Origin of the sequence: Lysinibacillus sp. AR18-8, from assembly GCF_001705465.1 — a bacterium.
Taxonomy (GTDB): Bacteria; Bacillota; Bacilli; order Bacillales_A; family Planococcaceae; genus Lysinibacillus; species Lysinibacillus capsici.
In genome coordinates, this window is record NZ_MDGU01000008.1 from 175,599 (window position 1) to 187,989 (window position 12,391).

General features: G+C 35.9%; 21 protein-coding genes. 1 reads left to right on the top strand and 20 read right to left on the bottom strand.

The window, feature by feature from the left end; genetic code table 11:
• Positions 1 to 5: 5 nt before the first annotated feature.
• Positions 6 to 221 (bottom strand): peptidylprolyl isomerase, encoded by a 216-nt coding sequence (locus tag BFM98_RS07510; protein WP_066036982.1) that lies wholly within the window; start codon positions 219 to 221, stop codon positions 6 to 8.
• 57 nt (positions 222 to 278) lie between these two features.
• On the opposite strand from BFM98_RS07510, the gene BFM98_RS07515 reads away from it, so the two are divergent.
• Entirely contained in the window at positions 279 to 509 is a 231-nt protein-coding gene (locus BFM98_RS07515) for a hypothetical protein (RefSeq protein WP_066036983.1), read from the top strand.
• A gap of 36 nt (positions 510 to 545) precedes the next feature.
• Here BFM98_RS07515 and BFM98_RS07520 read toward each other — a convergent pair whose 3' ends face one another.
• The 19 genes from BFM98_RS07520 to BFM98_RS07610 all read right to left on the bottom strand — a co-directional run bounded on the left by BFM98_RS07520 (position 546) and on the right by BFM98_RS07610 (position 12,384).
• Positions 546 to 2,375 carry a phage terminase large subunit family protein gene (locus tag BFM98_RS07520; RefSeq protein ID WP_066036984.1) on the bottom strand — a complete coding sequence of 610 codons (1,830 nt, stop codon included), beginning with the start codon at positions 2,373 to 2,375 and terminating at the stop codon, positions 546 to 548.
• A complete protein-coding gene (locus BFM98_RS07525; RefSeq protein WP_066036985.1) occupies positions 2,359 to 2,871 on the bottom strand; it encodes a hypothetical protein in 513 nt (170 codons plus the stop codon). The genes BFM98_RS07520 and BFM98_RS07525 overlap by 17 nt, the downstream gene beginning before the upstream one ends.
• Positions 2,872 to 3,017: 146 nt before the next feature.
• A complete protein-coding gene (locus BFM98_RS07530) occupies positions 3,018 to 3,242 on the bottom strand; it encodes a hypothetical protein (protein WP_139111223.1) in 225 nt (74 codons plus the stop codon).
• 68 nt (positions 3,243 to 3,310) lie between these two features.
• Entirely contained in the window at positions 3,311 to 3,895 is a 585-nt protein-coding gene (locus BFM98_RS07535) for a hypothetical protein (protein ID WP_139111224.1), read from the bottom strand.
• A 148-nt stretch (positions 3,896 to 4,043) separates the two neighbouring features.
• Positions 4,044 to 4,493 (bottom strand): protein-export chaperone SecB, encoded by a 450-nt coding sequence (locus BFM98_RS07540; protein ID WP_066036988.1) that lies wholly within the window; start codon positions 4,491 to 4,493, stop codon positions 4,044 to 4,046.
• A gap of 18 nt (positions 4,494 to 4,511) precedes the next feature.
• Positions 4,512 to 5,180: a hypothetical protein gene (locus tag BFM98_RS07545; RefSeq protein ID WP_066036989.1), complete on the bottom strand. Its 669-nt coding sequence runs from the start codon at positions 5,178 to 5,180 to the stop codon at positions 4,512 to 4,514.
• Positions 5,181 to 5,800: 620 nt separating this feature from the next.
• Positions 5,801 to 6,241: an ArpU family phage packaging/lysis transcriptional regulator gene (locus BFM98_RS07550; protein WP_241740670.1), complete on the bottom strand. Its 441-nt coding sequence runs from the start codon at positions 6,239 to 6,241 to the stop codon at positions 5,801 to 5,803.
• Positions 6,242 to 6,298: 57 nt separating this feature from the next.
• Positions 6,299 to 6,742 (bottom strand): hypothetical protein, encoded by a 444-nt coding sequence (locus tag BFM98_RS07555; RefSeq protein ID WP_066036991.1) that lies wholly within the window; start codon positions 6,740 to 6,742, stop codon positions 6,299 to 6,301.
• Entirely contained in the window at positions 6,735 to 7,313 is a 579-nt protein-coding gene (locus BFM98_RS07560; protein ID WP_066036992.1) for a hypothetical protein, read from the bottom strand. The genes BFM98_RS07555 and BFM98_RS07560 overlap by 8 nt, the downstream gene beginning before the upstream one ends.
• 21 nt (positions 7,314 to 7,334) lie before the next feature.
• Entirely contained in the window at positions 7,335 to 7,688 is a 354-nt protein-coding gene (locus BFM98_RS07565) for a DUF7448 domain-containing protein (RefSeq protein WP_066037063.1), read from the bottom strand.
• Between the two features lie 32 nt (positions 7,689 to 7,720).
• Positions 7,721 to 7,894 (bottom strand): DNA strand exchange inhibitor protein, encoded by a 174-nt coding sequence (locus BFM98_RS07570; protein WP_254660002.1) that lies wholly within the window; start codon positions 7,892 to 7,894, stop codon positions 7,721 to 7,723.
• A 37-nt stretch (positions 7,895 to 7,931) separates the two neighbouring features.
• Positions 7,932 to 9,215 carry a replicative DNA helicase gene (locus tag BFM98_RS07575; RefSeq protein WP_066036994.1) on the bottom strand — a complete coding sequence of 428 codons (1,284 nt, stop codon included), beginning with the start codon at positions 9,213 to 9,215 and terminating at the stop codon, positions 7,932 to 7,934.
• The gene (locus BFM98_RS07580) at positions 9,193 to 9,564 is read right to left on the bottom strand and encodes a hypothetical protein (RefSeq protein ID WP_066036995.1); all 372 of its coding nucleotides are present in this window, start codon (positions 9,562 to 9,564) and stop codon (positions 9,193 to 9,195) included. Before BFM98_RS07580 ends, BFM98_RS07575 begins: the two co-directional genes overlap by 23 nt.
• Entirely contained in the window at positions 9,531 to 9,968 is a 438-nt protein-coding gene (locus tag BFM98_RS07585; RefSeq protein ID WP_066036996.1) for a replication protein, read from the bottom strand. The genes BFM98_RS07580 and BFM98_RS07585 overlap by 34 nt, the downstream gene beginning before the upstream one ends.
• A 15-nt stretch (positions 9,969 to 9,983) precedes the next feature.
• Complete coding sequence (locus BFM98_RS07590; protein WP_066036997.1) at positions 9,984 to 10,208, bottom strand: hypothetical protein; 225 nt, start codon at positions 10,206 to 10,208, stop codon at positions 9,984 to 9,986.
• Complete coding sequence (locus tag BFM98_RS07595; protein WP_066036998.1) at positions 10,208 to 10,951, bottom strand: MBL fold metallo-hydrolase; 744 nt, start codon at positions 10,949 to 10,951, stop codon at positions 10,208 to 10,210. The genes BFM98_RS07590 and BFM98_RS07595 overlap by 1 nt, the downstream gene beginning before the upstream one ends.
• A 15-nt stretch (positions 10,952 to 10,966) precedes the next feature.
• Positions 10,967 to 11,167: a hypothetical protein gene (locus BFM98_RS07600; protein ID WP_066036999.1), complete on the bottom strand. Its 201-nt coding sequence runs from the start codon at positions 11,165 to 11,167 to the stop codon at positions 10,967 to 10,969.
• Positions 11,168 to 11,308: 141 nt separating this feature from the next.
• The gene (locus BFM98_RS07605) at positions 11,309 to 12,187 is read right to left on the bottom strand and encodes a RecT family recombinase (RefSeq protein WP_066037000.1); all 879 of its coding nucleotides are present in this window, start codon (positions 12,185 to 12,187) and stop codon (positions 11,309 to 11,311) included.
• The gene (locus BFM98_RS07610) at positions 12,187 to 12,384 is read right to left on the bottom strand and encodes a hypothetical protein (RefSeq protein ID WP_066037001.1); all 198 of its coding nucleotides are present in this window, start codon (positions 12,382 to 12,384) and stop codon (positions 12,187 to 12,189) included. The genes BFM98_RS07605 and BFM98_RS07610 overlap by 1 nt, the downstream gene beginning before the upstream one ends.
• Between the last annotated feature and the right edge of the window lie 7 nt (positions 12,385 to 12,391).

The window sequence follows — 12,391 nt, forward strand, 5'->3', positions numbered from 1 at the left end:
CACACCTACCTTCGATCAAATATAGCGACAGATGTGTTGACCAGGCCAAAACCATCAGATTTTTCAGCCTCTAACTGCCCTTGTAATTCCTTTTGTCGCTGATAAAGCAAGGATAAATCAGCACGCTTCAACCGTCTTGAACCGATTTGATATTCCTGACCACCTATTTCAATGGCTGCAATAGCATTGTTTACTTGTTGCAATTGTTCTAAAATACTCATAGCCTCTCAACTCCTTCCCAAAATTTGTTATAATCACTTTGAAAGTGAGGTGATTATATGAATTTAATCAATATCTTAAAAAATATCCCTGCCAAACCTTTTGCTAAATACGGTTCTATTATTTCGTTTGGTGATATTATTGAAACTTGCAAAATATATGGCCAGGATAATCATCAACTTATTGAGGCATACCTTAAAAATCTTGAAAATGAGAATTATTTAAAAGTTATATATTCAGATGACTTTGGCTATGAAGATTTAATTGTTGGTGTTAAAATTACTAGTTAAAATATAGACTTTGCCTCTGTTACCTCAGGGGCATTTTTAAAACTCATCTAACCATTTTTTATTACCACCCAGCCAATCATTATTAAATTCCTCAGCAACCTCATTAACATTCGCTTCAGGTGGTGTTTCTTCTTGCAATAAATGCAACGTCCTAACGCCTAAAACATCCGCCATTGCAAAATCATAGACCTCACAATCAAGGTAGTGGTTATCTGCATGGGAAGTTTTCTTTACCCATATAGAAACGGTTCGGCCACTACGTTTTTCATTAACTTTATGTTCTGCAGTAACTTGTTCCGCATAGTCATCATCAATGCCTTTATAAACCATCCATGATCCAGTACCGTTTTTCTTTTTCATACGTGATGCAATCATGTCTTTATATTTACCACCATCAATAAGAATTAATTGCATACCATGCGCTGATGATGTTGTTCGATTGACCATACTAATGCGGAAGTGATGAAGTCCATCACCAACACCTTTGATTGGGATAGCCCATTCACTATTTCGTGCACAGAAATCATACACCTCATCGGTTTGGTCCCCTGAATCAATTCCAGCTGCATTTACTATCATTCTTTCGCCATTCTCTTTATAAAATTCTGCATTCATGATGTTTTCAATATCAGTGAAACTTGGCACTTGGCCCTTCGCAACTAATTGAGAAGTCATATATTTTCCCCAAGCTCGAATTGTATAGTATAAACTTGTTTCCTGGACATCGACACCTGCAGTTAATAGTTCGGCCCATTCTGGGACCGTAAATTCAGGAATATCAGTTTGTCTTTCCTTAACCATATCTGCATTAGTTTTCAATTTGGTATCTTCCCATACTTCAGCTAGCCAAGAATTCGTGAAGTTTTGAAAGGATTCTGGATCGTTCTTTGTTGTTAAAAATTCTTTAGCTATTTCACCAAATGTAACAAAGGGAGAATATAAAGTATTCATCCAGTAACAAACTTTTCGTGGATATTGTGTACGCTGCTGAACAACTTGCCATTTACCTTGCTTAATCATCTGCATTTTATGCTGGTCTGTAATCACACAGCCGCATTCTTGGCATACATAATTAGCAAACTCAGCGCGATCCACTTCACTCATGCTTTCTTCTTTTGGCCATCTTATTTGTTGGAATTTCAACTCAATAAATTCGTTACAATGGACACATGGAACAAAGTAATGTTTAATCACGTCTGATGTTTCTTTTGCTTTATTTATATGGCCAGTTCTAACAGTTGGTGTTGAAGTAATGAATAATTTACTATTCGGAAAGGTTTTTGTACGTTCACGCGCTAATTTAATTGGATCTGCTTCTTTTTTAGATGCCCCTGGATATTTATCGACTTCATCTAGTAACAAGTAACGTATGGCTTTTGAAGATAAAGATGATGGTGAATTTGCACCAGTCAAAGAAAGATACATCCCATCAAACTGTAATTCGGAACGGTTTGATTCATTTTTCTTGAATCGTTTGTTCAATTCTTGTGACAACTGAAACATTGGCTGTATACGGTTTTCTGAAATAGACTCAGCTAAATCATCTGTTGGATAAACAACCATTGCAGGGTTTGGATCCTGCATCACAACATATCCAATGACATTCAACAAGACTTCCGTTCCACCCACTTGAGTAGGCTTTACGAATACAATTTCTTCTGTATCTGGGTTGTTAAATTCATCCATGATTTCAACTAAATAAGGCGTCATTTCGTTTCGCCATGGACCTGGTATCGCACTTGTTTTCACATCCAGCTTGCGATACTTTTCAGCCCATTCACTTACTGTTAAATTTTCTGGAGCCTTCAAAAACTGTAGCGCTTTTTTTATGAACTCAGGAAGTTTGTGTTTATTTCTTTTTGGCATTGTACACACCATCCACACTCATCTGATTCAACGCATCTTTCACAAGCTCTGTCATTTGATGCTCCACTCGTCTAACTTCCAGTGGTTCCAAATATCCAGTAACAAATCCCATCAATTTACGTGGCAACATTAAAGCTGATTTTTTGAAAATTAAAAAGAAGCGAGTCAATTCTGCTTCCACAATTTCTTTCTCGATATACTTCCCTTCAGCAATTTCATTTTTCATTTTAGTTAATTCAGCTTGTGCCTGCTTGAAGGCAATTTCAGCTTCTAATTTCATTTGCTGAAGGTTTGCGGATTTACTCACTTCGGAATCGGCATTGTATATTTCACCGCGCCATTTCAGGACGTGTTGCAAATTCCACCAACCCCTAGCATGCTGCGTCAACCCTTGTCTTTTCCAATCTGTTAGCGTTCTATCACTTACTTCAAGTAGTTCACAAAGACGTTTTGTTGATACTAAAACCTGATTGTTCTCTTCCTTAAATCCATCCATTTTGCACACCTCCAATTCCGAAGTTCCGAAGTAAAATTTTTAAAATAAAAACAGGCAAGCCGCGGGCGTCGCTAGCCCCGCATAACCCCTCCCTCCTGGAAAGGACCCAAAGCCTTGGTATCACTGGGTTTATGATGGTTCATGTGTTACTCCTTGTGATTATCATTACCCTTCATGAACTCTCTAGCCTTCTTAATAGGAATGTCCATAAGAATGTGCAGCCGTTTAGATATAACTGTGAGCTCATTAACAGCTTTCTTTTTCTCTCCAATAGAAACAACTGCATGAACAATACCAGCAATCAACAACATTACAATGAGTGCACGTATGATTAAGTCCAATGCTAGTGTCATGTATACAATCATGGTCATGATCTTCTCACCACCTTTTAAGGCATAATAAAAAGCCCACATCATTTTGATGTAGACTTTAGCATACTTCAAACACATTTTTTTAATTTCTGCTTTTGTTTTAGAATTGCTCTCATGCTATTTATACCAAATGGCTTAAATGTAGGTCCAAGATCATAATTATCTAATTGTAATAAAATAGCACTTTCAGGTTTTGGACTAACGAAAAATATCTCATGGGAGAATCCTCTTTTTCTTAATTCTTCTTTAAGATATTTCATATAATTTACTTCTTTACATCCAATTGTTTTAGGTTCCACTTTACATTCAAAAAATTGTCCGTGATTACCATCCCAGTATCCAAAATCCACTGTAAGTCTATTATCACATTCATCCTTTTCACGTTGGGAACATAAATATTTTAATTGAATTTCGGTGTCATCTTCTCTAATGTTTACACTAGCACCCCAACCAAAATTTTCGAATTTTAAATTTTCATGTCCCTCAAAGCATCCTATAATAATAGCTTCAACTATTGCTCCTCTTAAACTATCGATTTCATCTTTAGAGGTACAACTCAAAAAAGCTTCTTTAGTTAATTTAACAATATTATATGTCCCTGTTGAATATATTTTTGTAAAATTATTTTCCCAAACTTGCAAATCATTCACCATAGTCGCGATTTTCCATCTTTTCGAAAACCTGAGTACAGATAGGTAATCAGAAAGATACTCTCTGTCTACCTTAAAATGATCAGACAATAATTTTACAGATTTGATTATATGTCCGGGTGTTGAATAATCCTTCCTAATAAAAAAGATTCTATTCATTATAGGAGTTAACTCTTTCAACACTATTAGCTTCTAAAGTATCTAGAACATCTATTGTAGGAATTGTAAACACCGGAATATTCATTTTGGACATTAAGCTACTAATACATTCACGTACGTATGGAAGCAATAACGGAACAACTTGATCATGTGCATATCTTTCAAACTCTTCCTCTGAAATTGTTTCATCTAACTTGTAACATGTACCTTTATACTCAATTTCGAAATTAAAAAAGTCATTTTCAAGACTAAGATATGTTATTAATTTTACTTCAGCAATATCTTCAGAAAGTAGGTTTGTTTCTCTTTCAAATCTCAAATTAACAGAAGCTCTACCCTCCATGTTTTTAACGTCATTCTTATAACACCTGATAGCAACTAGATCCGCCTCTTTGAATTGTACCGAATTCTTAATTATCTTGTAGTAATCTAAAATAGTCATGACTATCCTCCTAATTGATTATAGAAAAAAAGAACCCTCAAATGAATATGAAGGTTCTTTCTTAGCCTTTAAGTCTAATATGTCTGTTCTAAAACCATGAAAATCAGACCAATTATTATACTCAAGACTAGGCTTAAAAACTTCCTCGTCTTTAGTATAATATCCAGTTATTGGTTTAGCAACTCTATTATTTACTTCTATTGTTGCTAATATCTCATCATTGTGTACATAAGAGATATTAATTTTATTAATTTTGTAATTCCAATCTAGATTGATTTTAGTTTCGGTTACATTTTCTATTAGATAAGTTGGTACTTCTTCAGTAATAGAAATAAGCGATGCCACTAAATCATCGGGATATTCCATATCCAACTCATCAGAAAGAATGTACATTTCATAATCCATCTTTGCAATGGCTTTTTCACAATCTTTATACTGTTTTTTTATTAAATCTTTTAAGAATAGGGATCCTTTATCTAAAAACCATTCCCTAAATCCTTCTTGGTCAGCCTTAATTTTTTTATTTTTAATAATTACACAAAATTCATTAAAGTCTGTTCCGATGTCGTCTAATGAAAAGTACTCTTTTACGGCCGTGACATAGAGTTGTGACAGTTCATTTATTTTCTCATGAATTTGTCCATTACCATGGTGATTATTACCACCTAACCATGCTCTAATATCCATAACCAACTCCCCCATATTCCTGTTATTCCTTATTATACTACACAACTTACAATTTTTATGCAATCAGAATCGATTAATTGCCAACTATTTTTTACCATTATATTCACAAGGCTCATTTATTATATCGGGAATTTTCATCAATCATGAAGGATAAAGTTCGAGTGTTTAGTTAGTAAAAAATGAAAATAAGAAATAAATCTTTACGAAGTGCAATATTATGTATTTCGATTATTGAAAGACCTTTTAAAATTACACCAAGTAGGGAGACTTTTAAATTTTCTTTAAAATACAAAATCTATAACTAGCAAAATGTATTTGCTAGTTAGTTTTCTTTATTGTTTTCTTTATTGTTTTCTTTAGAGATTTTGCATATATAGAAGAAACTCGTTTCACTAGACGCTAATTAGCGACATTACTAGACGCTAATCCGCGACATAAGTAGACGCTAATTAGCGACATAAAAGGTGACGCTAATCCGCGACAGTCAACACTATGGAAATGAAAAAGGAATCAACTAAGGTCTCCCTTAATCAATTCCCGATGATATTAATTTAACATGTATAAAACCAAATGCTTTAAAAGGCTTTTTAAATATTTTAAAATTCTTTTTCAATTTTTTTCTATATTGTACGTGCAATGTTTAAGTCTAAAGCTAATTTGTAAAAGGCTTTCCAACGAATTTTATCGTAAGTAGGCGGCGAAATTGGTGGTTGAAATTTAAAACAATAGACTTTCATATCTGTTAAGTATTCGGCATCATCAGCCATGTATCTTGTTTCAATCAAGAATCTTTCCATTGGTGGTAGCCTTTTTACAGCACGTTCTATACGCTCACAATATTTACGTCTTGCACTCTTTTCATCAACGTTGTAAATGGCCACTGAGCCTGTTTGGTCACTTGTTAAATTGCCTTTCCCTCCACCAATGTCATTAATATGTGATGTTGTAGCTGCTTCTTTTTCTTCAAAAGTTAAATGTTTAAAAATGCGGTATTTTTCTAATTCTCGCTCGACAGCTGCTTGCGTTGCTTTTCTATCTAATTCAGGCAATTCAAAATCCAAAACAGATTTCCCCCTTCTACAAGAAAGATACCCTGGCATCTACCAGGGCAATTAGTATCAATCTAGTAAATCATCTTTGTTTTCTGTCTCATTGACATCTTTAATGCTCATTTGATCAGTTGGTACCGACACACTTCCATCTCCATCAACCTGATATTCAATACCCTCATGCTGTTCCTCAAATTCTTCAATGCTCATTTGGCTTTGTTCAAGTGAAATCTTCACATTAAAGCCTGCTTTTGGATAAAGTTTGATAGTCTTTTCCTCACTATCGCCTTTGGCTTCAAATTTCAACACGACTTTCTTGCTATCGCGCTGAATTGATTTCATCTCTGCAGATAATTTAACATCACCCAGTTCAAGTATTACAATGCTGCCTGCCATACCAATTAATTCAGATTTATATTGAACATCATCACCCAAGATATGAAACTCTAAAACTTCTTTTTTATCATCCTTTTGTATCTTTTTAAAAAGGACATTTAATTCAACTTTAGCCATTCTTCACACTCTCCATTTCAATTGTTTTGTTTCCTAATATCGATTTAACTACCTCTGCTTGATAGACAGGACAACCAATAAAATCAGGTCTATTAAACTGGTACATGATTCTTGCAATTTGAGCTAAAATATATGCATCTACAACATTGTCGCTTTTATGTGAGAAGCCAAAATGATCTTTTACAGCTTTCATAACGACTTTTTTCTTCTCTGGACCAGTAAGGCGCTTTTTATTCCCTACTTCGCCTGTGAAGCCTGTTACACCTACAAATTTTTTAACAGCATTAGGTGCCACTTCATAGTATTTAAAGCCTCGTCTAGTTAGAGACATTCGCATACCCCAACCAATTCCGCCAAGCTGGATGCCCTGCTGTGTTGCAAAACCAAATCCCTCAATTGTAATGATGTCTCCCTTTCGCATATGGGCCATAACCTCGTCAATAAGGGTAATCATTCGATAAGGATCTTTATCACCTATGCCTGTTAATTCTTTGGCTCTAAGTACCTGGCCATTTTCATCAAGTGCAACAAATCCTGTTTTAGTAGATGGATCTATACCTATGAATCTCATAACGATCCTCCAAATCCTTTATTAATTAACTTTGCGAAAATTTACTGATTCAGAATAATATCCGTTCGATTCACCAACCCAACATAAAGTCACATAGCCTTTAATAGTAGCGAACTTATAAAATGTCCAAGTTGCACTTTCGTAATTGTCGCTTTCAGGAGGACTTTCTATTACTTCATCAGCCATTAATAAAGGATTACCAATTAAATCTTCTAAATCCCCGATAGTTTCTTCTAACCAAACACTTTCACAACAATCTTGTTCATGATACATCTTGAATTTATCTCCTTCGGCTGTTAGGAAATATAGTTCATCATTGCCATCCTGCTCTATTGAGATAAGTGTTTTGTTTAATAACATTTCTATCGATGCCATTTCTTTGCCCCCTTCCTTTTGCACATTTTCTTTCAAAAACGATGCCTTTCACGCATTAATTTGATTTCATCATTAATTTTCAATAACAAAGCTTGTTCACTTGTCTTATCATTTTCAGTGATGCCATCACGCTTTAAATATTCCTGTAGCGCATGCTTTATCGTTTGCAAATTTTTATATGATAACTTAGGAAATGAACCACCCAATTTCATTCCTCCTGTTCAGCTCTAAACAAATAGTTTTCTACTGTTTATCCAGTTCAATAAACTTTTGTTTCCACCCCATAAACAGCAACTTAAATTCATTTATTCCTATATCTCGTCCTTTTGCAAAAAACTGTTGAATGACCTTACCTTGTGGCATTTTGTCAGCTGGATCATGCCATAAAAATTCAACAACATCTGCATCTTGTTCAATGGATGATGATTCTTTTAAGTGTGATAGCTGCGGCTTTTTAACATTGTCACTTTCCCTGGTCATCTGCGATAACATCATGAAGCAACAATTCATATCACGCGCTATTTGCTTGGCAGTAGTCGTTACATTTCCAATAGCTTGCGCCCTAGTCTCATTTTTACGTTGGGGAATCTTCATAATCTGCAGATAATCCACAGCAATCATGGCAATTTGCCCATATCGCTTTTTAAAACGCCTTGCTGTAGCCCTTACTTCCTCGATTGTTACACCTGATGAATCCTGGACAAAGATTGGTAACTTTTCTAACTCTTTATAAGCAAACTCAATGACTCCTAATTCATCAGGCTTTAAGTCCTTATTTTTTATGCGGCCGTATTGAATGCCTGTTGAATTTGAAATCATCCGATCAAACAATTGGTACTTGTCCATTTCTTGTGACCAAATTAATACTGGACCACTCTTGGCCACACCCATAATTCTTTGGAGAAGCATTGCTGTTTTACCAACACTAGGACGTCCAGCACTAACGAACAACCAACCTCTCCAAAGACCATGCGCCCATTTGTCATAGTGTTTGAATCCAGTAGGTATAAATTCAGCTCGTTTCAAAAGATGTGCAAAATATCCATGACGTGACTCTTTTAAACTTTGCATCTTGCCATCATCTTCGGGCCTTACTTCTGAGGCTAGTTTTTCGATTTCAGCAAAATAATCATCGTCAGTCTCAAAATCTTCATGTACTAGGTTCATAATTTTTTGCCCTATATCTGTTCCTCGTCTTCGAATAGCCCTTGATCGAACAATATTGGCATATGACACGACATTTGCAGCAGTAGGACAGGAAACGGCTAATTCCGCTAAATAAGAAATGCTTACCTCGTCCATTTTGTTATGCTGCATGTACAGCTCAGTAACAGTAGTAATATCGATAGGCTGATTTTTATTATCTAGCCATTTCATTACTCTATAAATCTGTTGGTGACGCGCGCTAATGAAGTCCCTTGATTCAAGAAAAACAATGTCATCAATCACACTTGGTTCAAGAAAGATTGCGCCTAGCACCGATTTTTCCGCATCAAGTTCGTAATCAGTTGCTCCAATCAAAGTCATTTGGATCATTCCCATCTTGTAACCAACGTTGGAACTCTATTTCTTTATCTCTCGGATCATATTGAGGTTTTTGTTTTGGTTGAGCAGGCTTTTTATCAGCATTCATTTTTATAGCTAATTCCATAAATTTATCTCTAAGTTTTTTTGCTGATAAAACGTTGGTGCGCCAAAAAGAATCTTGTGTAACCCAATCCATGACTTGTTTTGCCAAGTGCTTATCAACTTGATCTATTTCAATTAACTTTCGCATATCATCAGCCCAAGATTGCATATTGGACTTTTTAATTAAATGAGATATGCCAGCTTCATTTGCAACTACAGAAACTTTTTCATGAAAGTAGACGGCCATTTTGTAATAAGTATTTTCTTCATCATATTTATTTTTTTAACTGGTTTAGTTTGATCAGGGATTTCAGGTTCTACTTCTTTAGATGGCAGCTGTTCATCCCACTCTTTATAATCTTTATTAAACCCCATGATTCTCGCTCCTTTTGAACCAATCCCTGTAATCTTAATTATGTTTCTATCAATCAACGTTGCTAGTTCTCTATTAACTTGGGTTCTATTGGCATTAATCGCTTTTGTTAAAAAGCTTGTGGACATTTCATTGGTCTTTCTCTGAAAACCATACGTATATCTCCAAATGGCCAAGACCAGACGGAATTGTGTGCCATTGAGATTAGTCTTCATGATATGATCGAAGATTTCATTGGCAATCCGTGTATGCCCATTTTTGAGTTGTGGACTTGCCATGATCACTCACCCTATTCATGCTTTCAATTGGCTGCTCATGTATTCAATGAGTTCCTTTGAAAATTCCTCAATATCTTTGCGACTACTACCTGTGTATGGTCTGTTTAACCAATCATCAATGCGATCCGCAACTGATCCAGTAACACTTTTAGATTGAATGGACTCTAATTGCTTTTTTAGCTCTATGTTTTCAATTTGTAATCTCAACATAGCAGTTAAAATTAATTCATAAGGATGCATTAAATGACCTCCAATTTGTAGTGATTGCCTGCTTGGTATCCCTTTTTTAATAACTCCCTTTTAACGGTCATTTCCGCAAGCGTAGGGAGGTTGTTCTTGCTACTTAAATGTGTTAGGTATATTCGTTCCCCTTTTCCCACTACAAGCTCTCTGAGGGCTTTTGCCGTTTGTTCATTTGATAAGTGGCCTACGTGACTCAAAATCCTCGCTTTAACGCTGTTAGGGTAATCAGAAACTTCAACCATTCGTGGCTCATGGTTGGCTTCGATGATGTAAATGTCACTATGCCTCATGGCATTCAACATGCTTTTATCAACCAGGCCAGTATCTAAGCAAATAGATACTTTAAAATTATCTAAATTCCATACAACGTAACCCCTCGGATCGATTGCATCGTGATGAACATTAAAATGGCTTACTATAAACTGGCCACAACCGAAAATACCACCAACGCCAATCGGCCTAATTAATTCATCTTCAACGGTAGTGATGTTTTTCCATTCACGTTCGCCAGCATACACAGGGATTTTGTATTTGTTGGCCAATGGTAGCCCTTTAATATGATCGCTATGTGCATGTGTAACAAAGATACCTTTAACGCTATTTGGCGTTATACCTACTTCCAGTAGCCGTTTTTCTATTTTCGTTTTAGCAATGCCTGCATCGATCAGAATGGTAGTTTCATTGGTTGTTAAAGCAATACAATTGCCACTTGAACCACTTGCTAAGATGTCAACTTTCATGCAATACCTCCTAATCTATTTTTTTATAAAAAAATCTTTGTATGAATCTCCATCAGAATCAGGATACATTGTGAACTGTACACTTTGGTTATTGTCATTTAACACGCCGAATACCCATCGTTTACCAATGGATGTCACTATGTACTCAGCATCTTTAGTGAGTCCTAATGAAGCATTACTTGTATGTGCAATCAATACATCACCCTTGTCCAGCACGTTTTTTCAACTCCTTATGGCACCGTGAGCATATTTCACGCCCACGGTACAAGTTGTATTCATTTTCATTCATTTCTCGCCCACACAGCTTACAATCCTTATTCCTCTCATAAACTATTATTTGTGGTAGTTTCATAGTTTTTACTCTAGTAAATCGGCATCGTTTGACTGTGAAGCTAGCATTTCGATATTCATATTTAGTAGCTCAATTAAGCCAACTAGTTCAGATTCCGTAGCTGTTGTAGGATCAATGCCTGGTGCATTTTTATCCAGGTATTCTTGCATAGCCTTTTTCGTTGTAATACCAAGTTGTTTAAACTTTGCTTTGACTTCCTTGAGTAATTCTTCTGAGCGAGTTAATACAGGCTGTTCAATAGGGGCCTCTATCTGCTCCTGGGTAGGTGTAATATCCCTGCGTGTTTGCGTAGCAGGTTGAGGTACATCATTTTGGGAAATCGTTACATCCTCAAATGACAATCCGTATTGCTTTTTCAATGCTCGTTGCTGAACATGCTTGCCGAACATGTCACTTGTCCACTTGTTCCAGTTGTCTTTATTTTGGCCTGTAAACATATGAGAGACTTCCTCGATGTCCATAATTACTGTTACAGGTGGATACCCTTCTCGGTAAGCAACTGAATAGGCACCAATAATCTTTCCACGTGGGAAGCCGATTTCGTGTTGAATTACTTCCATTTGCTTAGTTTCTTTATTCATAGCGATTTTAAATTCATCGTTTTCATGTACCATTTGTGTATCAGGTGGGATAAAGCCCTCTTGTTCACGCGCTTTTGAAAGATAGGCCTCAGCTGCAAATTGAATACGTGCTTGATTGCCATACTTGATGAAGAAAATTTCATTTTTGAATGGATCTAATCCATAGGATGCTGCCTTGTGAGCGAATAATAGAAATTCTTGATCACTTGCTGTAGGTGCAATCGAACTGCGAATGACCTCTAATACTGCAGGGGCGAAAGCCTCTGTAATTTCAGGTGTTAAAGTTGGTAAGTTTCTGTTCATTAATAGCGTACCTCCGTAAATTTATTAAGGCCGTTTTTGACCTGTTTTTTCATACTTTCATAAGCTTTGTCGTAAAGTGCGTCAACATCTTGCCCTGGCTCTACTGAAATGGTTACTGCAGCATCTACTTTCACATTTTCAAAGTTTCCTAGATTTTTGGTATATGTGTAGCCGACTGTGATTTCTTTAGCGTTCATTCAAATG

Coding starts and splice junctions, on each gene's coding strand:
- BFM98_RS07510 (WP_066036982.1), bottom strand. CDS start 221: ATGAGTATTTTAGAACAATTGCAACAAGTAAACAATGCTATTGCAGCC.
- BFM98_RS07515 (WP_066036983.1), top strand. CDS start 279: ATGAATTTAATCAATATCTTAAAAAATATCCCTGCCAAACCTTTTGCT.
- BFM98_RS07520 (WP_066036984.1), bottom strand. CDS start 2,375: ATGCCAAAAAGAAATAAACACAAACTTCCTGAGTTCATAAAAAAAGCG.
- BFM98_RS07525 (WP_066036985.1), bottom strand. CDS start 2,871: ATGGATGGATTTAAGGAAGAGAACAATCAGGTTTTAGTATCAACAAAA.
- BFM98_RS07530 (WP_139111223.1), bottom strand. CDS start 3,242: ATGACCATGATTGTATACATGACACTAGCATTGGACTTAATCATACGT.
- BFM98_RS07535 (WP_139111224.1), bottom strand. CDS start 3,895: ATGGTGAATGATTTGCAAGTTTGGGAAAATAATTTTACAAAAATATAT.
- BFM98_RS07540 (WP_066036988.1), bottom strand. CDS start 4,493: ATGACTATTTTAGATTACTACAAGATAATTAAGAATTCGGTACAATTC.
- BFM98_RS07545 (WP_066036989.1), bottom strand. CDS start 5,180: ATGGATATTAGAGCATGGTTAGGTGGTAATAATCACCATGGTAATGGA.
- BFM98_RS07555 (WP_066036991.1), bottom strand. CDS start 6,742: ATGGCTAAAGTTGAATTAAATGTCCTTTTTAAAAAGATACAAAAGGAT.
- BFM98_RS07560 (WP_066036992.1), bottom strand. CDS start 7,313: ATGAGATTCATAGGTATAGATCCATCTACTAAAACAGGATTTGTTGCA.
- BFM98_RS07565 (WP_066037063.1), bottom strand. CDS start 7,688: ATGGCATCGATAGAAATGTTATTAAACAAAACACTTATCTCAATAGAG.
- BFM98_RS07575 (WP_066036994.1), bottom strand. CDS start 9,215: ATGACTTTGATTGGAGCAACTGATTACGAACTTGATGCGGAAAAATCG.
- BFM98_RS07580 (WP_066036995.1), bottom strand. CDS start 9,564: ATGGCCGTCTACTTTCATGAAAAAGTTTCTGTAGTTGCAAATGAAGCT.
- BFM98_RS07585 (WP_066036996.1), bottom strand. CDS start 9,968: ATGGCAAGTCCACAACTCAAAAATGGGCATACACGGATTGCCAATGAA.
- BFM98_RS07590 (WP_066036997.1), bottom strand. CDS start 10,208: ATGCATCCTTATGAATTAATTTTAACTGCTATGTTGAGATTACAAATT.
- BFM98_RS07595 (WP_066036998.1), bottom strand. CDS start 10,951: ATGAAAGTTGACATCTTAGCAAGTGGTTCAAGTGGCAATTGTATTGCT.
- BFM98_RS07605 (WP_066037000.1), bottom strand. CDS start 12,187: ATGAACAGAAACTTACCAACTTTAACACCTGAAATTACAGAGGCTTTC.
- BFM98_RS07610 (WP_066037001.1), bottom strand. CDS start 12,384: ATGAACGCTAAAGAAATCACAGTCGGCTACACATATACCAAAAATCTA.